The sequence below is a fragment of the Clostridium amylolyticum genome, from assembly GCF_900142075.1.
GTDB lineage: Bacteria > Bacillota > Clostridia > Clostridiales > Clostridiaceae > Clostridium_AA > Clostridium_AA amylolyticum.
The window spans coordinates 505220-524472 of record NZ_FQZO01000003.1 but is presented as its reverse complement, the minus strand read 5'-3'; the positions used below and the strand labels follow the sequence as shown (position 1 = coordinate 524472).

The 19253-nt window shown below is 31.9% G+C and carries 19 protein-coding genes and 1 other annotated feature; of the genes, 9 read left to right on the top strand and 10 right to left on the bottom strand.

Annotated features, from left to right (window positions below; genetic code table 11):
* Positions 1 to 18 precede the first annotated feature (18 nt).
* The 3 genes from BUA82_RS09590 to BUA82_RS09580 are packed head-to-tail and all read left to right on the top strand — an operon-like array spanning position 19 to position 2841.
* Positions 19 to 978 (top strand): efflux RND transporter periplasmic adaptor subunit, encoded by a 960-nt coding sequence (locus tag BUA82_RS09590; protein WP_073007017.1) that lies wholly within the window; start codon positions 19 to 21, stop codon positions 976 to 978.
* A 15-nt stretch (positions 979 to 993) separates the two neighbouring features.
* A complete protein-coding gene (locus BUA82_RS09585; RefSeq protein ID WP_073007015.1) occupies positions 994 to 1656 on the top strand; it encodes an ABC transporter ATP-binding protein in 663 nt (220 codons plus the stop codon).
* A 12-nt stretch (positions 1657 to 1668) separates the two neighbouring features.
* Positions 1669 to 2841: an ABC transporter permease gene (locus BUA82_RS09580; protein ID WP_073007012.1), complete on the top strand. Its 1173-nt coding sequence runs from the start codon at positions 1669 to 1671 to the stop codon at positions 2839 to 2841.
* A gap of 75 nt (positions 2842 to 2916) precedes the next feature.
* On the opposite strand, the gene BUA82_RS09575 is transcribed toward BUA82_RS09580, so the two are convergent.
* The gene (locus BUA82_RS09575) at positions 2917 to 3534 is read right to left on the bottom strand and encodes a nitroreductase family protein (protein ID WP_178140713.1); all 618 of its coding nucleotides are present in this window, start codon (positions 3532 to 3534) and stop codon (positions 2917 to 2919) included.
* Between the two features lie 62 nt (positions 3535 to 3596).
* Positions 3597 to 4406, bottom strand: coding sequence for a pirin family protein (locus BUA82_RS09570; RefSeq protein ID WP_073007008.1), 810 nt, complete (start codon positions 4404 to 4406; stop codon positions 3597 to 3599).
* 274 nt (positions 4407 to 4680) lie between these two features.
* Between BUA82_RS09570 and BUA82_RS09565 the strand changes: the two genes are divergently transcribed.
* Positions 4681 to 4992: a winged helix-turn-helix transcriptional regulator gene (locus tag BUA82_RS09565; protein ID WP_073007006.1), complete on the top strand. Its 312-nt coding sequence runs from the start codon at positions 4681 to 4683 to the stop codon at positions 4990 to 4992.
* 74 nt (positions 4993 to 5066) lie between these two features.
* Here the strand turns inward: BUA82_RS09565 and BUA82_RS09560 are convergent, their stop codons facing one another.
* From BUA82_RS09560 to BUA82_RS09540, 5 genes are all read right to left on the bottom strand, one after another.
* On the bottom strand, positions 5067 to 6662 hold the full coding sequence (locus tag BUA82_RS09560; protein ID WP_073007004.1) for an ABC1 kinase family protein: 1596 nt from the start codon (positions 6660 to 6662) through the stop codon (positions 5067 to 5069).
* Positions 6663 to 6789: 127 nt separating this feature from the next.
* Entirely contained in the window at positions 6790 to 7104 is a 315-nt protein-coding gene (locus BUA82_RS09555) for a phasin family protein (RefSeq protein WP_073007001.1), read from the bottom strand.
* A 122-nt stretch (positions 7105 to 7226) separates the two neighbouring features.
* On the bottom strand, positions 7227 to 8102 hold the full coding sequence (locus BUA82_RS09550) for a DMT family transporter (protein WP_073006998.1): 876 nt from the start codon (positions 8100 to 8102) through the stop codon (positions 7227 to 7229).
* 11 nt (positions 8103 to 8113) lie between these two features.
* Positions 8114 to 9046 (bottom strand): ABC transporter substrate-binding protein, encoded by a 933-nt coding sequence (locus BUA82_RS09545; RefSeq protein ID WP_073006995.1) that lies wholly within the window; start codon positions 9044 to 9046, stop codon positions 8114 to 8116.
* A gap of 194 nt (positions 9047 to 9240) precedes the next feature.
* Positions 9241 to 10029 (bottom strand): polysaccharide deacetylase family protein, encoded by a 789-nt coding sequence (locus tag BUA82_RS09540; RefSeq protein WP_073006992.1) that lies wholly within the window; start codon positions 10027 to 10029, stop codon positions 9241 to 9243.
* Positions 10030 to 10310: 281 nt separating this feature from the next.
* On the opposite strand from BUA82_RS09540, the gene BUA82_RS09535 reads away from it, so the two are divergent.
* Positions 10311 to 11405: a lactonase family protein gene (locus BUA82_RS09535; protein ID WP_073006990.1), complete on the top strand. Its 1095-nt coding sequence runs from the start codon at positions 10311 to 10313 to the stop codon at positions 11403 to 11405.
* A 76-nt stretch (positions 11406 to 11481) separates the two neighbouring features.
* On the opposite strand, the gene BUA82_RS09530 is transcribed toward BUA82_RS09535, so the two are convergent.
* Positions 11482 to 12840, bottom strand: coding sequence for an MATE family efflux transporter (locus BUA82_RS09530; protein WP_073006987.1), 1359 nt, complete (start codon positions 12838 to 12840; stop codon positions 11482 to 11484).
* A gap of 232 nt (positions 12841 to 13072) precedes the next feature.
* Positions 13073 to 13330, top strand: a binding site (T-box leader).
* A 171-nt stretch (positions 13331 to 13501) separates the two neighbouring features.
* Between BUA82_RS09530 and brnQ the strand changes: the two genes are divergently transcribed.
* A complete protein-coding gene (brnQ, locus tag BUA82_RS09525) occupies positions 13502 to 14866 on the top strand; it encodes a branched-chain amino acid transport system II carrier protein (protein ID WP_073007215.1) in 1365 nt (454 codons plus the stop codon).
* Positions 14867 to 15228: 362 nt separating this feature from the next.
* Here the strand turns inward: brnQ and BUA82_RS09520 are convergent, their stop codons facing one another.
* Together BUA82_RS09520 and BUA82_RS09515 are read right to left on the bottom strand one after the other, a co-directional pair.
* On the bottom strand, positions 15229 to 15750 hold the full coding sequence (locus BUA82_RS09520; protein ID WP_073006985.1) for a ferritin: 522 nt from the start codon (positions 15748 to 15750) through the stop codon (positions 15229 to 15231).
* A 250-nt stretch (positions 15751 to 16000) separates the two neighbouring features.
* Positions 16001 to 16699 carry an FTR1 family protein gene (locus BUA82_RS09515; protein WP_073006982.1) on the bottom strand — a complete coding sequence of 233 codons (699 nt, stop codon included), beginning with the start codon at positions 16697 to 16699 and terminating at the stop codon, positions 16001 to 16003.
* Positions 16700 to 16946: 247 nt separating this feature from the next.
* On the opposite strand from BUA82_RS09515, the gene BUA82_RS09510 reads away from it, so the two are divergent.
* From BUA82_RS09510 to BUA82_RS09500, 3 genes are read left to right on the top strand one after another with little or no spacing between them, the layout of a single operon-like run.
* Positions 16947 to 17375, top strand: coding sequence for a MarR family winged helix-turn-helix transcriptional regulator (locus BUA82_RS09510; RefSeq protein ID WP_073006979.1), 429 nt, complete (start codon positions 16947 to 16949; stop codon positions 17373 to 17375).
* A gap of 39 nt (positions 17376 to 17414) precedes the next feature.
* Entirely contained in the window at positions 17415 to 18380 is a 966-nt protein-coding gene (locus tag BUA82_RS09505) for an ATP-binding cassette domain-containing protein (protein WP_073006977.1), read from the top strand.
* A gap of 11 nt (positions 18381 to 18391) precedes the next feature.
* Positions 18392 to 19225 (top strand): ABC transporter permease, encoded by an 834-nt coding sequence (locus BUA82_RS09500; protein ID WP_073006974.1) that lies wholly within the window; start codon positions 18392 to 18394, stop codon positions 19223 to 19225.
* Positions 19226 to 19253 lie beyond the last annotated feature (28 nt).

Genomic DNA, 19253 nt, shown 5'->3' with positions numbered 1-19253 from the left:
TATGAAAGGAAAGATATTATGAAAAAGACTATTATAGCTATACTTATAGCATCAGTTATTGGCATTGGTGGTTTTGCAGGTTACAAATATGTTTATTCTAAGCCAGCTTCAAATAATCAAACTGTTAGATATACTACCGCAAATGCCTCTAAAGCTACCATAGAAAAGAAAATTACTTCTTCTGGAACAGTAGAAACTTCTTTAAGAGAAACTATTACTAGCGCTACCGTAGATACCATTAAAGAAGTTCTAGTAAAACCCAATGATAAAGTAAAAAAAGGTCAAAATCTCATAACTTACTGGAATGGAAGCGCTGCAGTCATAGCTCCTTATGATTGTATAATCTCTGAGGTTAATGTAAAGGCTGATGGGGTAGTTAAGTCTGGCATGGAACTTTTAAAAATCTTTGATAGTGAAAATCTCAGTACTAAAATTCAAGTGGATGAATCAGAGCTTTCTTTAATACAAATAGGTCAAAGCGCGGATATAAAACTCACTGCTTACCCAGATGAAAAGTTTACTGGAAAGGTCATAGATATTAATCAAGAAGGTAAAAACTCTAATGGAGTTACCACCTTTGAGGTTACTGTAAAATTTGATGAAATAAAAAATATTAAAGTGGGCATGACAGCCGAAGTTTCCATTTTAATAAATAGAAAAGAAAATGTACTTGCCATCCCTATAGAGGCAGTTAGAAAGTCAAAAGATTCAAAAGTGGTTATGGTAGCTGGTGACAATAATACTCCTGTAGTTAAAAAGGTAGAAACTGGTATAGCTAATAATACATTGGTAGAAATCACTTCTGGTTTAAATGAAGGGGATAAAATAGAAATCCCTGTACCAGTACAAAGCACTCAAAATTCTCAAAACTCTAACAACAAAAATAATGGTAGTATGCTTGTGCCTGGCATGGGTCAGCAGAGAATTAATAGCGGCGGTTACAACAATAGAACTGGTGGACAATCACCTAGAAACTAAAAGGAGGCCACTATTATGATTGTTTTAAAAAATGTAAGCAAACAATATAAAATGGGAGATAACATAGTAAAAGCTCTTGATAATATAAACTTAGAAGTAAAAGAAAAGGAGTTTGTATCCATAATAGGCCCTTCTGGTTCTGGCAAGTCTACCTTAATGAATATATTAGGTTGTTTAGACACACCTGACACTGGGAGCTACCTCTTTAATGATATAAATATTGAAAAAGCTAATGATTCCATGTTAGCTGAATTAAGAAATGCAAAAATCGGCTTTATATTTCAAAATTTTAATCTATTACCAAAGCTTAATGCTATGGAAAATGTTGAAGTACCATTGTTATACAGAGGTATCAGTGAAAAGGAAAGTAGAAAATTAGCCCTTCTATATCTTGAAAAAGTTGGATTAAAAGGAAGGGAGCATCATAAGCCTAACGAATTATCTGGAGGACAGCAACAAAGAGTTGCTATAGCTAGAGCCTTGGCTGGTAAGCCCAGTCTTATTTTAGCAGACGAGCCTACTGGAGCCATTGATTCTAAAACTAATAAAGAGATAATGCAGCTTATAAAGGACTTACACCATGAAGGGCATACAATAATATTAATTACCCATGATCCCCAAGTTGCTATGCAGGCAGATCGTTCTATAAAAATAATAGACGGAAGACTCTATGAGTAAGGAGGGGTTACAGTGAAATTAGTACAAACTATAAAGTTAGCAATAAAAAATATCATTAGCAATAAAATGCGCTCCATACTTACTATGCTGGGTATAATAATAGGTACTTCCTCAGTTATAATACTAGTTTCCATAGCAGGAGGCTCTTCAAAAAACATTACCGACCAAGTACAGTCTCTTGGCACAAACCTAATAACTGTTACCATCGGCAATCGTTCAGACAAAAAAATTCATCTTAATGAAATAGAAGAAGTAAGTAAATTAAGAGGAGTAAAAAAAATCTCTCCCACAGTAAATACAAATTATTCAATAAAACTTGGTAAAGACACTAAGGATTCTAATATAATAGGAACAAATGAAAATTTCTTAGATGTGAGAGGTATTAAGCTTAGTAAAGGTAGATTTCTTTCTTATATAGATGTAGAAAACAAAAATAGCACAGCAGTTATTGGTTCTACCATCGCATCAGATCTATTTGGATTTTCTAATCCCGTAGGTGAAGAAGTTATGATAAATGGAACAACCTTTAAAATAATAGGTGTCTTAGTCACTCAAGAAAACTCCATGGGTACAAATGTAGATGATATGGTGTTGATTCCCCTTACTACAGCTATGTCTATGACTAAGGTAAACTCTATTTCTTCATTTTATGTGCAAGCTTCCGATGAAAATGTTATAGATGCTGCAAAAAATGAAATAGATGCTTACTTAACTAAATACTTAAAATCTGATGGAACCAATAGAACTCATAACGTCACCAGCCAAAAGCAGCTTTTAGATACCATGGGTTCCATAACCTCCACCTTATCCCTTTTACTTGGCGGTATAGCTGGCATATCCTTAGTGGTAGGTGGAATTGGAGTAATGAATGTAATGCTCGTATCTGTAACCGAACGTACAAAAGAAATAGGTATTAGAAAAGCTTTAGGCGGGAAAAGAAAAGACATATTAATTCAATTTTTAGTGGAAGCCTTACTTATTACCTCCATTGGAGGTGTAATAGGCATAATACTTGGTATATTAGGAAGTAATATTACTAATAAATTTGGAATGACTACAGTGATATCTATTCCTATAATATTCATATCCTTTACCTTCTCTATAGTGGTAGGATTAATTTTTGGCATATTCCCTGCCTATAAAGCATCTACCCTTAAACCTATAGATGCCTTGAGGTATGAATAATATAATTTTGTTTATTAAAGGCTGGAGTAAAGAAATAAATTCTTTTTCTCCAGCCTTTAATTAATATTTTACTTTTTATACTTCTCTTACTATCTCTTCATAACCTCTTCTCGGTCTTCTAGGATAAAGCTCTTTAGTTTCATCAAAATATCCTAATGCAATAGTCATAACCACAGTTTTGCTTTCATCTAGGTTAAATTCTTTTCTTATTCCTTCAAAATCTATTCCACTCATAGGATGTGAATCTACGCCATAGTGTTTAGCAGCATACATTATTGATGCAGCCAGTAATCCAACGTTACTTTCAGCAAATTTTAACTTATCTGCATCAGTATTGCTGTATAAAGCTGACGCCATAGCTTGTGCTCCTTCTACTACTTTTTTATCCCCACCAAAGGTATTAAGCATTTCTTCCCACACTGGATTTGATTTATCATATCCATTCTTTTGTCCTACTAATACTAAAGTTACAGGTGCTTCTAAAACTTTTGGCTGCTTATTTGAAAGATTAAACAATTTTTCCTTGGCTTCTTTTGATCTAACCTCAATTATTTCCCAAGGTTGAAGATTAAAAGCAGATGGAACTAAAACTGCTAAATCTATTATATTTTTTAATGTTTCCTTACTTACTTCCTTTGATCTATCAAAAAAATTAATCGATCTTCTTTCTTCGTATACATTTCTTAAATCCATGATTCATTTCTCCTTTATATTTTAAATTTATTTATATTTTAGGTTTATATATATTTCAAATTTTATTTTTCAAAATCTCCATTGTTAAAATCATCTACAGCTTGCATTACTTCTTCCATGGTATTCATAACTATAGGACCGTACTTTGCTACAGGCTCATCGAGTTTTTCTGCGCTAATGAAGAGAATACCTGAATTCTCTCCATATATACTTATTATTCCCTCATCTTCTAAAAAGCATAAATCTCCAGCATTAACATTAACGCTATGATTTTTTGTTTTAACAGTTATCTCTCCGCTATGCACATAAACTAAGTTTACTCCTTTAAGCTTTCTTTTAAAGGTTCCACCATTAAACCTAACATCCATATAATCTACTGGATAATAAGGTTTTGCCGGTCCTTCATGATGTAAATATTTTCCTGAAATAAGCTTAATGCTCACTCCTTCTTCCTTTACCAACGGCATGTCTTCTACCTTTAGATGACTATATCTAGGTTCTGTCATTTTCAATTCTTTTGGCAGGTTTACCCAAAGCTGATATCCCCAAAGTTCTCCATCTTTCATTGCAGGCATTTCTTCATGAAGGATTCCTTTTCCCGCAGTCATCCATTGAACTTCTCCTTCATTTAAATTACCTTGATTTCCTCTAGAATCTCTATGCGTAAAACTTCCCTTTACCATATATGTTATAGTTTCCATTCCTCTATGAGGATGCATAGGAAACCCTGCTTCATAATCTTTACTGTCATCACTTCTAAACTCATCTAACATAAGAAAAGGATTGATATGATTCAGACCTCTACCTCCAATAACCCTATTAATGCTTACTCCAGCCCCATCTTTCACCTTTTCACCTTGAATTATTTTCAAAACTTATACACCTCTTTCGTTTATAGATTTTCATTATTTTTTAAATATATACACTAATAATATTTATTCTTATTATGATTCAGTATTATTTATTTAAATATAACTTAGTATATATTTGTAATACCTTAGACAACCATTTATTAATCTTTGAGATTAAACTTACTTTATGTAAGTATAATACTATATATTATTTACTATTGTCAAGTAAGTTTTTGTGAATAATATATTTACTTTTCTTCAATAAGTGATAAAATTATATTAGAGGTGATAAATAATGAATAACTTTCATTTATGCCCCCGATTTGAAAAAGCTTTCCAGCTTTTAGGCAAGAAATGGAATGGGCTAATTATTAGAGTTTTACTAGAAGGGCCTAAAAGATTTTCAGATATAAGAGATTTAATACCTGAGCTAAGTGATAGAATGTTAACTGAGCGTTTTAGAGAATTAGAATGTGAGGGTATTATAAAAAGAAATGTTTATCCAGAAACTCCTGTAAGAATTGAATACGAGCTTACGGAAAAAGGCATTGATCTTAAATATTCCATGAGTGAAATACAAAAATGGGCTGAAAAGTGGGTGGAATAACCCATGTAATATTTTACCACTGCCCCTGGGGTACTGACATTATATGTCAGTACCCCAGGAGCAGTGGTATTTCTTTACATCTTTCCGGATTTTAAAATGGAATAAAGCAGCCATATGCCCATGATCCCTGCCCCCAGATACCCTATTGCTCCAAAGGCGGAAATGCCATATATTTTGGGACCTGCATTGGAATTTACTATTATAGCTGAGCCAACTATTATTGATGCTATAATAAGTCCAAAGGTCATCCTATTTACCATTTTATTCAAGTCATTAAAACCTTGTTCCAGATTATTATCTTCTAGCTCTAGCTGAACCTTCAATTTACCTGCTAAAGTAGTATTTATTAGTTCTAACAGCTTTACCGGTATTTTTACTCCGGATTTAGAAAGCAAATAAACATTTTCTAGCTGTTCTAAAAATTCATGCTTTATATCTTTTTTTTCCAGCATCTGTTGTTTAACAAAAGGTACTGCCACATTCATTATATTTAAATCAGGATTAATTTTTTCCACCAAGCCTTCAATGGTTATTAGCCCTTTCATCATCATGGTAACATTTTTAGGAATAGCTATATTATTTTTTCTGCAGGCATTAAAAACCTGTTCCATCATTTGTGGAAGATCAATATCACTGAGGTTTGTCTCAATATAAGTATTATATATGCTCTCAATATCTGAATATAGTTTCTTAGTGTTAATAGTATCTTTTTGTATACCTATCTTCATAATGGAATACATCATAACCTCTACATTTCTAGAGGCCACTCCATATAAAAATTCTAAAAACTTGTCTCTCATGCCTTTATCTATGTTTCCCACTAGTCCAAAGTCAATATAGACAATTTTTCCATCTCTAATAAGTATGTTACCTGGATGAGGATCTGCATGAAAAAAACCATCTTTAAATATCTGCTTAAAATAATTATTAGCTAACTTTACAGAAATATCTTCTAAATCATAGCCCTTTTCTTTCAAATTTTCTATATCATCAATTTTTGTTCCCTTAACATACTCCATCACCAAAATTTTAGAAGTGGTGTAATCATCATAAACTTTAGGACAATCTATACAATCTATATCTTTATTGTTTTCTCTAAAGATATCTATATTGGAAGCTTCAATATTAAAGTCTAGTTCTCTATTTATAGCCTGAGAAAGCTCTTCTATGATATCTCTTACATCTATAACATCACTTTGAGGTGCAATCTTTGCAAATCTAGAAATTTTTCTAAGTACAGAAATGTCTCTCATCATAGTTTCTCTAATACCAGGTCTCTGTACCTTTATAACCACCTCTTCTCCATCTTTTAAAACTCCTCTATGCACTACAGCCATAGAAGCACTTGCTTCTGGATTACGCTTAAAGGATCTAAACACTTCATCTATGGGACATCCCAGGTTTTCTTCTATAATGACTTTTACATTTTCATAAGGTTCACCCTTTACGTCATCTTGCAGCTTTTCAAATTCAAGTATATATTCCTTTGGTAAAATATCAGCTCTTGTAGATAATATCTGTCCTATTTTTACAAAAGTTGGTCCTAACTCTTCAAAGGCAAGTCTTATCTGATATGGATCTGTTACACTCTTTATACCATCTTTCATTCCATGTTTAATAAAAACCGAAATTATTTCCCGGACTCTTTTCTTTTCATCACTATTTGCCATTTGCTCAACTCCATTTAAGTGCTAACTAATATAATTATACCAAAATCTATTTGTGGTTATGTAAAAATAAAGTAGACACCCTCTACGGTATATCTACTTTATTTTATAACTTATTATTCTGTAATTTCTATAAATCTTTCTTCTCAATGTTGTTAATTCTCTCATCTAGTGCTTTAATATCTTCTTTAGTAGCTAAATTTAAACTTTCTAAAACATCCTTTAAATTTTCTACAGTCAAATTGTTGAGATTTTCTTTTTTATTGTCTTCTGTGACATGACACTTTTCCACTGTTCTTTTTAGTTCTTGAGTAAGTTCTTTTCCTTGATTTACTGTAAGTTCACCTTTTTTAACAAAATCCTCTACCATATCCATAGCTTTATCGTAAGAATAAGCTGCAGCTCCTATGCCAGCTAGGAGTATATTCTTTAATTTAGCATCCATATTAAAACACCTCCTATTTTTGACCTAAAGGTCTATCTTAACCACAATTATAGCACTGATCTATACACAGTCAATAAAGTAATTGTTAATTATGTTAAATTTAAGATTATTAAGAACTTTATTTATTTTTTGCTGATTATTAAAATATATACTGAGCTTATTATAAGCATACTTCCTAAAATAGTGTTTATGGTGATACTTTCTCCAAAGATTATAGCACTTAAAATAATGCTGGTTATAGGCTCTAAAGTACTTAATATAGATGCATTAGAGGAGCCTATCATCATTATAGCCTTAGCAAAAATACTTAATGCTATTATTGTACAAATTAATGATAATGCAACTACATAAACATAACCCTGAGGCTGAAAGTTAAAAGAAATACTATTATCTATAATTCCAAAAGTTAAGGCTCCTATTAAAGAAAATATTAACACATAAAAGGTAATTACAAGGGTATCTACCTTTCTTATATCACTATGGTCTATACCTAATATATAAATTGAATAAAGTACTCCTGATGCTAAAGAGAGAGTTACTCCTCTTATATCTAGTTTTACAGCGCTAAACCCTATAAGTACATACACTCCTGCTATGCAAAATACTAATGATATAATTTTCCTTAAATTAATCTTTTCTTTAAAAAATACTATAGAAAACAAAGTGACTATAGCAGGATATATAAAATGAATTACAGTGGATAAACCTGATGAAATATAATTATAGGACAAAAATAAAGTAATACCTGTAGCTCCATTACCTATAATCCCCAGAAAAGCAAACTGAGGCAGTAATTTCTTTTCTATTCTAAAGTCTATTTTATTAATTAGAAAATAAAATAAAAGTATAATTATTGAAAATAAAAATCTTAAAAATATTACTGTAACTGGTGTAATACCAGCATTATAAGCAAATCTAGCAAAAATAGGAATAAAACCAAAAGCGCAGGCAGAAATGAATGCATATATAATTCCTTGAATCTTTTTATCCCTTGCCACACTAAAGCCTCCTACTTAATAAATTGAAAATCGCTTATGTCTTGGAAATTAAACTCTTTTGAAATGAGGTTTTTATTTCTTGTCCATTTCATTACACTATTAAAGGAATCTTCAGTAATCTTTTCAGCTTTGCTGTATTTAGCTTCTCCTTTAAGATATTGAGTAACTGAATCTGGGAAGGTATATTTTTTTAATATATCACTATACTGTGAAGCATCGGTTTTATTAATATAGTCAATAGCGTCATTATAAGCTGCATAGAATTCTTTTACTCCATTAGAGTTCTCTTTTATGGTTTTTTCGTTAAATAGTATAGCTCCTGCTTTTAATCCATATTCTTTGGAACTTGCTAGAACTTTTGCTCCTCTTTGCTTAAGCATAGTGGATTGAGGCTCTGTGAAAACTACCGCACTAACTTTATCTGCAAGGAGGGCTTCAAATCTTGCGGATATGGAAGGTATGGTTACTATCTTATATTTTATATTGTTCTTTGCAGCCATCTCATCCATTATATACTCTAACACATAGTTTGGCACAATAGAAACATCCTTATTATTAAGCTTATCAAAGCTATCTATACCAGACTTTGGTGAAGTTAAAAGCTTAAAGTCTTCATTAATATCTGAAGTTATCTTCATGCCTACTCCTGCATTATGATATACCAAAGATGTCATAACATCTGCTATGATTCCATCAATCTTACCTGCTTGTACAGCAGCATCGCGATCAAAGGGCGAATTAAAGGCTTGAAGCTCTACTTCTACCCCCTGCTTTTCAAAAAAGCCCTTTTCTTTTGCCACTATTATAGGAATGGCAGATTCTGCTGGTAATGTTCCAAATACTATTTTTTTACTTTCTACGTTTTTTTCTTTTCCACAACCGGATAAAATCATCATGGATACAGTTATTGCTGCTACTATTGCTGTAAATAATTTTTTCTTCATATTATTCCTCCAATATTTTATAAAGATTTTGCTATTGATGTGAACACTGCTCTACTGAATTTTAGTAAGGAAATCAGTTTAAACATAGCAATAATTGAATTTATTTTTAAACATATAAATAAATAGTAATAAGCTTGTACATAACTATTTACCTTATTCTCATATATTAGAGCAATGAACTTAACAGAATTATTCTATTTAAATAACTTTATAAAATCCTCAAGTTCCCAATCCAGCATCACCGCATTTCTACAGAGTTCCAAGGGATTTGTGTCACCATGGTTTATTCCTGGCTTTGTAGTGAAAGCTAAAGAGTATCCATGGTTCTTCAATTGCTGTATTATTTTTTCATCATATATCCCAAAAGGGTAAGCATAGGCACTCTTGAAATCCTTATGTGTATAATTCTTTTCTAGAGGGCTTTTATTGATCTTTTTTATAAATTCTCCACAACTTTTCAAATCATTGCAAAAATCTTCTTCACTTACTGATTGAAGTGCCGTTCCTTGCTTCTTTCTTGTATGTAAAGCCTTAGAATGATTGGCAAATTCAAATACTTCTCCTATTTCTATGAGTTCATTTTCACACATACAAACAGAGGCTTCTAGGGAATTCTCCTCCTCATTATGAAAAATCCAATCCTCCACCAAAAAGCCCACTGCAGAGAAATTATACTTTTTCAAAATTGGGTAGGCATATATTTTTGCAGATTTATACATATCATCGAAGGTAATAAGCACGCATTTGTCTGGAAGAGTTTTACCATTACAATAAAAATTCTCAATATCTTTAAGCTCTAAGATTTTGTAGTTATTTTCATAAAGATATTTCATCTGCTTTTCAAATTCCTCTACATAAGTGAATAAAGGTTTTGGAAGCTTATCTTTATAGTCTTGTTTTACCTTAATCCCTTGATTTTTATCATAATTAAAAGTTTCCTTTGGCACTATGTCATGATACATAAGAACTGTGAAATTATTCATAATTACCTCCTTAAGAGTAAAAACTTTCCTGTGGTTATAGGTTATATCTACATCCTTTTAACACATACTTCCTATCATAAAATCTAAATAACGAATTTTTCAGCATATATATTATAACTCAATAAACCTAAAAGTTAATAATTTTAAAATAAAAAAATAATGCATAATTTAAAAATATTTAAACTTTTATAATAGAAATATTTATAATGGAATAATGAGGTATAATCATATTAAATGAATTAATTAACTTATAGCAATGAAATCAACAGGAGGTTTGTGTCATGGAAATAAGCACAGATAAACTAATAGGTTATATTGGGACATACACCCAGGGAGGTAGTGAAGGGATTTATGGTTTTACTTTAGACACTGAATCCGGATCCATAGAAAATATAAGTGTCGCTGCAAAACTTGGGAACCCTACTTATATAGCTATTGATAAGAATAATAAATATCTTTACTCTGTAGTTAAAGCACCCAATGAAAAAAATTTAGAAAGTAATGGAGTAAGCGCATACACTCTAAATTCCTCCACTGGCGAATTGAAATTATTGAATTATGAAACCTTAGAAGGGAAATCTCCTTGTCATGTAAGTATAGATAAAAATAGCAGGTATGTTTTTTCAGCAAATTATCATGAAGGTACTTTGTCGGTATTTCCTATAACAGATGCAGGAAGTGTGGCCATGCCCTCAGACATTATAAGACACACTGGTTCTGGCCCTAATAAAGAAAGGCAGGAAGCTCCTCATGTACACTTTGCTTCCCTCTCTCCTGATGAAAAATATTTATTTGCTGTGGATTTAGGTACCGATAGAATAGAAGCTTACGATTTTGACTTTGAAAAAGGAAAACTACACCATAATTTAAATCTTTCCATCTCTCTAAAACCTGGTTGCGGACCAAGACATTTAGTATTTCATCCTAATGGGAAGTTTATATATGTTATTACAGAACTAAGCTCTGAAGTAGTTGTGCTGGAATATAATCCACAAGATTTTAATTTAAAAGAAATTGAGTACATTTCAACTCTTCCTATGGACTTTAATGGAGATAATACCGGTGCTGCTATTCATATATCCAAAGATGGCAGATATTTATACACTTCCAATAGAGGTCATAACAGCATAGCAGTATTTTCAGTAGACGGTGAAACCGGTAAGTTACAACCTATTTCCCATCACTCAACTTTAGGAGATGGTCCTAGGGACTTTAACATAGACCCCACCGGAAGATTTCTTATTGCAGCAAACCAAAATACCAGTAATATAGTCACCTACTCTATTAATGAAGAAACAGGTACGTTAAAACATATAGGCGAATCTATAAACATACCAAATCCCGTGTGCGTTAAGTTTATAAACCTACAGGAATAGTCAAAAAATGTCACCGCCCCTGGGGTGCTTCCAGTGAAAAGGAAGCACCCCAGGGGCGGTGACATTTTTTTGTATTTTATTTAATTAGTTTTCTCTGCCACTTGTTTCTGCGATAAATCATATAGCCGTAAATACACACTATGAGGTTGCTAAAACTCATGGAAAACCAAATTCCTGTAGGCCCAACATCCGTAAGGTATTTAAATAGAAGTATCATAGGCAGCCTTACCAGCCAAAGCCTTCCAATTTCCATAGACATGGAATATTTGGTATGACCTGAGCCTTGGAATATTCCTTGAAATATGCTGAATATGCCCATTAAAGGCATGGAATAGGAAATATACTGGAGATAAGTTATTCCTTGAGATATAACTTGCTCATCATCTCTAGATTGTATAAAGAAATTAATAATTGCATTGTCCCAAATAAGCATAATTGCACATCCCACCACAGAAAATGCTATGGTGAGCTTTAGGGATTTTATAAATGCTTCTTTAACTCTTTCCAGCTGATCTGAGCCAAGGTTTTGTCCCACTACTGCTGTCAAAGCGGCTCCTACCCCCATAGCCGGCTGCATTATAAGTCCTGTTATCCTGTTTACCATACCAAAAGCAGCTATGGTAGCCGTTCCATAAGAAGCTATAAAGCTATTTAAAACCATAAAACCCAAGGCAGAACCAGATTGCCCTACGGATGAGGGAAGTGCTATTTTTACTATCTTTTTAATTACATTTTTATCAAACTTAAAACCTTTAAAATTTATTTTTATCATTCCTGGCTTTTTAATAAGCATATAAAACCCGGCTGCAGCTAAAAGTGCTTTGGTTAAAAGGGTTGCTATAGCTGCTCCTGCAATGCCCATGTTAAAATTAAATATAAAAATTGGATCTAATACTACATTTAATATAGCACTTATAGCACTTAGTATAGTTGGCTGTAAAGTATTACCTTGAGCATTCATTATAGAATTATAGTTAAAAAATAAAAACATAAAGGGCATGTCCAAAAATGTTATTTTCAAATATATATTACTGTACTCTGCAAGGCTTCCTGTTCCTCCCATGAGTTTAATTATAATAGGACTTATTATATATCCAATTATGGCAAAAACTATGGAAGTAATAAAAGAAATAGCTATAAGCTGACTGGAATATTTATTGGCTTCTTCATACTTAGAGGCTCCAATAAGCTGAGATAAAATAGATGTACCTGCTATAGATAAGCCTATTCCCAAAGAAACAAAAAGGAAATTCACTGGCCAAACAAACGAGGTGGCCGCAAAGTGTACAGAACTTATTTTGCTTACCCAAACTCCATCTGCTAAATTATACAAGGTCTGAATCAAATTATTAATCATAATGGGTAATGAAAGTGTTATTATTACTTTATACATGTTACCCTTTAATATAAGCTCTCGTCTTTCCTTGGAATCCATTTACCCCATCCTTCCTTACCGTTATCTTTTTCCAACATATTGATTATAACATTAATAAAATACTAATTGAAAAGTATTTTTTATTTTATCCTTACTATTAATTTAACAAATAGCAAAAATACGAACTTTATGCCTATAATTTTAAAATTATACGATTATTTTCCACATAATCCCCCTTATTAAAACCTTGACAATAAATAAACTCCATGGTATAAAATATAAAAAAGAAAAAATAAATTTTATGAAGAGAACAAGTAAGTTGTACAATCTGTTCTAAAGAGAGTTGGTAATTGCTGAAAGCCAATGTTCAGACTATAGCTGAAAATCATCTCCGAGAAGCAAACCCCAAATATAGTAAGGTTTGATGGATGTCCACCATTATAAGGAACCAGTATCATGCTGTACTGTGTAGAGTGCTATTATTATATTATACTTTATTTTTTATAATAATAGAATTAGGGTGGTAACGCGAGTAATGCTCGTCCCTTTTTAGGGGCGAGCTTTTATTTTGCCAAAAATTATCAAGTGATTCTTATTTACAAATTAATTCTCTAAGTGAATGCTAATTTAAGGAGGTGGTGGAATATTGGAAAGTGACATAGACATTAAAATCTTAAGTTTATTTATTACAAAAGAATTTATAAAATCAGGAGGAACAGAAATGAATAAATTATCAAAGAAAAATTTAATCTTAGTAAGTTTAATGCTATTTTCCATGTTTTTTGGGGCTGGAAACCTCATATTTCCACCGCTCCTTGGACAGTTATCCGGTAAAAATTTAACATCTGCTCTTTTAGGATTTTTAGCCTCTGCAGTGGGACTACCTATTTTAGCAGTAGCCACCGTAGCTAAATCCGGTGGGCTTCAAAATATGGCCGGGAGAGTACATAAGAATTTTGCTGTGATTTTTACAGTGCTAATATATTTATCCATAGGACCTTTTTTAGGTATCCCCCGTGCAGGGAGTCTCGCTTTTGAAATGGGAATATCTCCTTTTTTACCAAAAACCATGAATACAGGATTTATGCCTTTGCTTATATATACCCTATGTTATTTTCTCATAGCCTTTTGGTTAAGTCTAAATCCTTCTAAACTGGTAGACAGATTCGGTAAGGTACTTACACCAGCTATATTAGTACTTATAGCTATAATTTTTATAGCTAGCATGGTAAAGCCACTGGGAGCTTTTAGTCCTGCCCAAGGAGCTTATGCTGAATCTCCACTATTAAAAGGTTTTTTAGAAGGATATATGACCATGGATGCCATTGCAGCCCTAAACTTTGGTATTGTAATTTCATTGGCTCTAAAAGAAAAAGGCATCACAGAAGAAAAAGCAATAATGTCAAATACCATAAAAGCCGGTATCATAGCTGGATTAATTCTTACTATAATATACGCAATACTTTCTTATCTTGGTGCAGGTGCCCAAACCAGATTTGGTGTTGCAGATAACGGTGCTCAGACTCTTACTAATGTGGTATATTACTTATTTAACAATAATGGAGTAATAATTCTTGGACTTATTTTTTCATTAGCTTGCTTAACTACTTCTGTAGGACTTATTACCTCCTGTAGTGAGTATTTTGCTACATTGGTGCCTAAAGTAAGCTATAAATCTTGGGTGACCATATTATGCTTATCCAGCATGCTTTTAGCCAATGTAGGCTTGACCAAAATTTTAAAGATATCAGTACCGATTTTAACAGCCATTTATCCCATGGCCATAGTACTTATTTTACTATCATTGATGCATAACTGGTTCAACGGTTATAATTCAGTATATTTATTTACTATGATATTTACTTCTATCTTTAGTATAATGGATGCTTTAAGTCAGTTTGATATTAAATTCAAGCTCTTAAGCTATGTACCCTTATACTCTCAAGGCCTTGGATGGATTATTCCCGGCATTATAGGATGTATCATTGGCTATGCTTATGGCTCTATTAGAGATTTTAGGTTAAGTCATGAAACTTCGTTGCCCTCAGACTCAGAAAAAAGTCTATCCTTAGAAGCAAATAAATAACAAAAAAGTCTCCATCCTCTGGAGACTTTTAATTCTACTTTAATAATTAAACAGCATTTATTAACCCTTATAATGGTAAATATAACCTGTACTACTTCCAAACAATATGATACAATCTTGTTGTTATATAATTAACAATTTGGGTTTTTTTCATTGCAACTAAAAATAACCCAAAGTGGAAATGCGTTCATATATAACACTAATATTCTACGGAATATTACCCCAAACTAAAGGATGACAGTAAATAAAGCAGATCCCCTTAAAATTCTGCTTTATACTGCTTCATCCTATTTTTTTTATCAAAAAGGATCAGTAAAATTACTGATCCTTTAGATTTAATGAAATATGTAACTTTAAATACATTAAGCTTGGTTAGCTAATAATGGTGAAGGTACATAAACACGAGCTTGAAGTTCTTTATCTAACATATATAGTCCTTTAGGATCTTCAGCTAGCATATTGTATTTTGCAATATTATCCACTGCATTTTCTTCTTCTTCTACCTGCTCATTAATAAACCACTCTAAAGCCTTAACGGTTTTATAATCTCTTTGGCTGGTAGCTTCTTCTACAATATTATAAATTCTGCTAGTGATATCTCTTTCGTGCTCTAAAGTTTCTTCTAAAACTTCTCTTATACCTTCAAAATCTGTTTTAGGTCCATCTATGGCTGCAAGCTTAATCCTTCCACCAGCGCTTACCACATAATTATATAGAATCATAGCATGATCCTTTTCTTCTTGTGCCTGAACATGGAACCAATGAGCATATCCATTCATGTTTAAGTCTGATAGATAAGCTGACATAGACAGATACAAATAGCTTGAAAATAGTTCATAGTTAATTTGATCGTTTAACATTTCTTCAATTCTCTTACTTAACATAAGTTAACCTCCTTAAATTCATCTTTACAATAATAAAACAAAATATAGAACAAATCTTTATTATCTTAACCAAATTTTCATGGTTTAAGATAATAGATATCTTATTATATCATAGATATTTTATCAATAAGTATCAATATGTTTACATTAATAAATTACAAAACACACAAATTACCATAAAAAGGAACTACCCCAGGGGCGATTCCTTTTTATGGAATCCCCCCTGAGGTAGATACATTTTATGGGAATATCATTTTTTTAGATACTTTCTTAGTTCTCTCTTTAGAAATAAAAATAGTAATGGGACTATATAAATAAGCTCACCAAATTTTGAGGCAAAATTTTCTGCTTCAGGGTATATAATACCAAGCCCTTCACCCAAAAAGTGTCCTCCTATAAATATAAGAATTAATGTTAAAATACTAAAAATTATATAAACATTTATTTTAGCGGAGGTTTTAAATAATATATAAGCTGGTATTAAGGATAGAATTATTCCTAGTAACACCCCTAGGGCTAACTTCAATGGGTTTTCACTAGACAGTGGAAGTAAGAACAGTACAATCTCTATGCCTTCTCGAAACACTGTTACAAATGCCAATAAAAATAGACTAAGCCCATTAAGCTTTACATCATACTTTTCTGTAACATTTAAAGTTAATTCCTTGCTTTGTTTTGATAGCATCACTATGCTATACAATATTAATATTGCAAGGAAAATCATGCTTCCACCTAAAAAAAGCTGATGAAAATAACCATCCAGCTTATTAACTTGTCCAATAAGAAAAACTCCTGCAAGAATATTGATTACTATACCTACTGCTGATCCATAATATACATATTTTGATAAACTTTTTTTGCCTATATTATTAAGGAAAATTAAAAGAGGTAGAATAATCAATAGCATTTCTAAACATTCTCTAAATGCCATTATAATAGAAACACTCACTATTACCACCTCCTTTATATATTACATAATAAGCATTTTTCTTTAAAAAGTTACATAAATCGATAATATGAAAACAATAATCTCCATATAATAAATTATATTATTTAATAATTATTATTGACATATTATAGTTATGGTAATATAATCAAATTAGTTCGAAGGCGAAATATTTTAACACTAAATATTAATATGCGAAATATATAAAATTACATTAAATTTATAATCATAGTGAAATGGAGGTTTTATTATGAAAACTGCAAAAGGAGCGGAAATCTCTTCTCTTTTAAAAGAAATAAATCATGAATTAAATAATAAGCTAAAGTGTAGCTTTAAAGATTCAGAATTAACGATACCTCAAATAAATGCTTTAAAAATTCTGTATTCAAATAAAAAAATGAAATTAACGGAGCTTAGCCAAGAGATGAAACTAGCAAACAGCACGGTTTCAGGAATTGTAGATAGATTGGAACAGCAGGGACTTGTGGAAAGGGTAAGAAGTCATGAGGACAAGAGAATAGTTTATTTAATACTCTCTCCCAAAACTGATGACATCAAAGATGATATACATGATACCGTAAATGAATACTTAGCTAGCCTAGTTTCCAAAGGAAGTGAGGAAGAAATTAACGATGTAGTAAAAGGTCTTAAGACTTTAAAAGATCTTCTTAATAGATAGATTTAGAATATACACGAAATATATGGAGGAGAATGCTATATGAAAAATATAATTGAAATAAATAACTTAAAAAAGTCATATGGAGACTTTCAAGCAGTAAAGGATGTTAGCTTTAGCGTAAAAAAAGGTGAAATATTCGGATTTCTAGGTCCAAATGGAGCCGGTAAAAGTACAACTATAAATATGTTATCTACTATGATAAAACCTTCTTCCGGTGATGCTTCGATAAATGGTTTTAATGTATCAAAGGAAAGGGATAAAGTAAGGGAAAGCATAGGCATAATATTTCAAGAAAATACCTTAGATGAAAAATTAACCGCTTATGAAAATCTTATGCTTCATTGCAAGCTCTATGGAGTAGAAAAATCCGTGAGAGAGGAAAGAATAAATGAAGTTTTAGATATGGTAGAACTTTCAGATAAGAAAGAAAACCTAGTAAAGACCTTTTCAGGTGGTATGAAGAGAAGACTAGAGATAGCAAGAGGATTGCTTCATTATCCAAAGGTAATATTTCTAGATGAGCCTACCGTAGGACTTGATCCACAAACTAGAGATCACATCTGGAGCTATATATTGAAACTTAAGGAAAGAGAAGGCATTACAGTATTTTTAACTACCCATTACATGGATGAAGCAGAATTTTGCGACAGGATAGCCATTATTGATGATGGAAGGATAATAGCCCTGGAGACTCCTGAAAGCCTTAAAAATTCTCTTGGTGGAGATATAATGGAAATTTCCACAAAGGATAATGATAAAGCCTTAAAAATAATAAAAGATAAATATAATAAAAACCCAAAGGTAAAAAATGGAATAATTTCTTTTAATGTATTAAAAGGCAATGAATTTTTAGTAGACTTTGTAAAAGACTTTGAGATTCCTATAGATAGCGTTAATTTGAGGAGGCCAACCTTAAATGATGTTTTCTTAGGTCTAACAGGAAGGGAGATAAGAGAAGAATCTTCCTCAAGTAAACCACAAAATAAAAAAGGTTCAAGAAAGTAGGTGTATTATAAATGGAAGCAATTTTAGCAATTTGGAAAAGAGATATAGTTAAATTTTTTAGAGATAAAGCACAACTTATAGGATCACTAGCACTCCCCTTCTTATTACTTATAGTATTTGGTAGCGGTATGGGAGGAGCTATTAAGTCTATGATGTCAGGCGCCAACGCTGCCGGCCCAGTTAAGGACTTCAACTTTGTTCAGTTCATGTTCCCAGGCATAATAGCCATGACTGTATTTAACACTGCTATAATATCAGCTTTATCTGTGGTACAGGATAGAGAGTTTGGATACTTGAGAGAGATGCTTGTATCTCCTGTTCCAAGATCCTCTGTAGCACTGGGAAAAGTTCTAGGCGGTAGCAGCATTGCTGTAATTCAAGGCTTGTTAATCTTAATATTCATTCCTCTTGTAGGAGTAAAATTAAACTTTGATATGGTAATTAAACTAATACCAGCTATGTTTATAGTAGCCTTTACAGTTTCTTCTTTAGGACTATTTGTAGCAAGTTTCATAAAAACCTCACAAGGTTTCCACGTAGCCATACAATTATTGATATTCCCAATGCTTTTCCTATCAGGAGCATTATTCCCTCTTAACGGACTTCCTATATGGATGGATTTTCTTATAAAAATTAACCCTATGACTTACGCAGTGGACATGTTCAAAAAGATTATCTTAGAAGTAAATACCATGGATCCAATGTTGAGACAAGCAATGGGATTAAACCTCCAAATATTTAACCACTCCATAACCATGTTAGTTGAAGTAGGGATAATATTATTTATAGGTCTAATATTCACCTCTCTAGCTACTGCAAGCTTTAACAAAGCAAAAGCAAATTAGATAATTGAGAATTTAAAATTTATAATGA

Coding starts and splice junctions, on each gene's coding strand:
- BUA82_RS09590 (WP_073007017.1), top strand. CDS start 19: ATGAAAAAGACTATTATAGCTATACTTATAGCATCAGTTATTGGCATT.
- BUA82_RS09585 (WP_073007015.1), top strand. CDS start 994: ATGATTGTTTTAAAAAATGTAAGCAAACAATATAAAATGGGAGATAAC.
- BUA82_RS09575 (WP_178140713.1), bottom strand. CDS start 3,534: ATGGATTTAAGAAATGTATACGAAGAAAGAAGATCGATTAATTTTTTT.
- BUA82_RS09565 (WP_073007006.1), top strand. CDS start 4,681: ATGAATAACTTTCATTTATGCCCCCGATTTGAAAAAGCTTTCCAGCTT.
- BUA82_RS09560 (WP_073007004.1), bottom strand. CDS start 6,662: ATGGCAAATAGTGATGAAAAGAAAAGAGTCCGGGAAATAATTTCGGTT.
- BUA82_RS09555 (WP_073007001.1), bottom strand. CDS start 7,104: ATGGATGCTAAATTAAAGAATATACTCCTAGCTGGCATAGGAGCTGCA.
- BUA82_RS09545 (WP_073006995.1), bottom strand. CDS start 9,046: ATGAAGAAAAAATTATTTACAGCAATAGTAGCAGCAATAACTGTATCC.
- BUA82_RS09540 (WP_073006992.1), bottom strand. CDS start 10,029: ATGAATAATTTCACAGTTCTTATGTATCATGACATAGTGCCAAAGGAA.
- BUA82_RS09535 (WP_073006990.1), top strand. CDS start 10,311: ATGGAAATAAGCACAGATAAACTAATAGGTTATATTGGGACATACACC.
- BUA82_RS09530 (WP_073006987.1), bottom strand. CDS start 12,840: ATGGATTCCAAGGAAAGACGAGAGCTTATATTAAAGGGTAACATGTAT.
- brnQ (WP_073007215.1), top strand. CDS start 13,502: ATGAATAAATTATCAAAGAAAAATTTAATCTTAGTAAGTTTAATGCTA.
- BUA82_RS09520 (WP_073006985.1), bottom strand. CDS start 15,750: ATGTTAAGTAAGAGAATTGAAGAAATGTTAAACGATCAAATTAACTAT.
- BUA82_RS09510 (WP_073006979.1), top strand. CDS start 16,947: ATGAAAACTGCAAAAGGAGCGGAAATCTCTTCTCTTTTAAAAGAAATA.
- BUA82_RS09505 (WP_073006977.1), top strand. CDS start 17,415: ATGAAAAATATAATTGAAATAAATAACTTAAAAAAGTCATATGGAGAC.
- BUA82_RS09500 (WP_073006974.1), top strand. CDS start 18,392: ATGGAAGCAATTTTAGCAATTTGGAAAAGAGATATAGTTAAATTTTTT.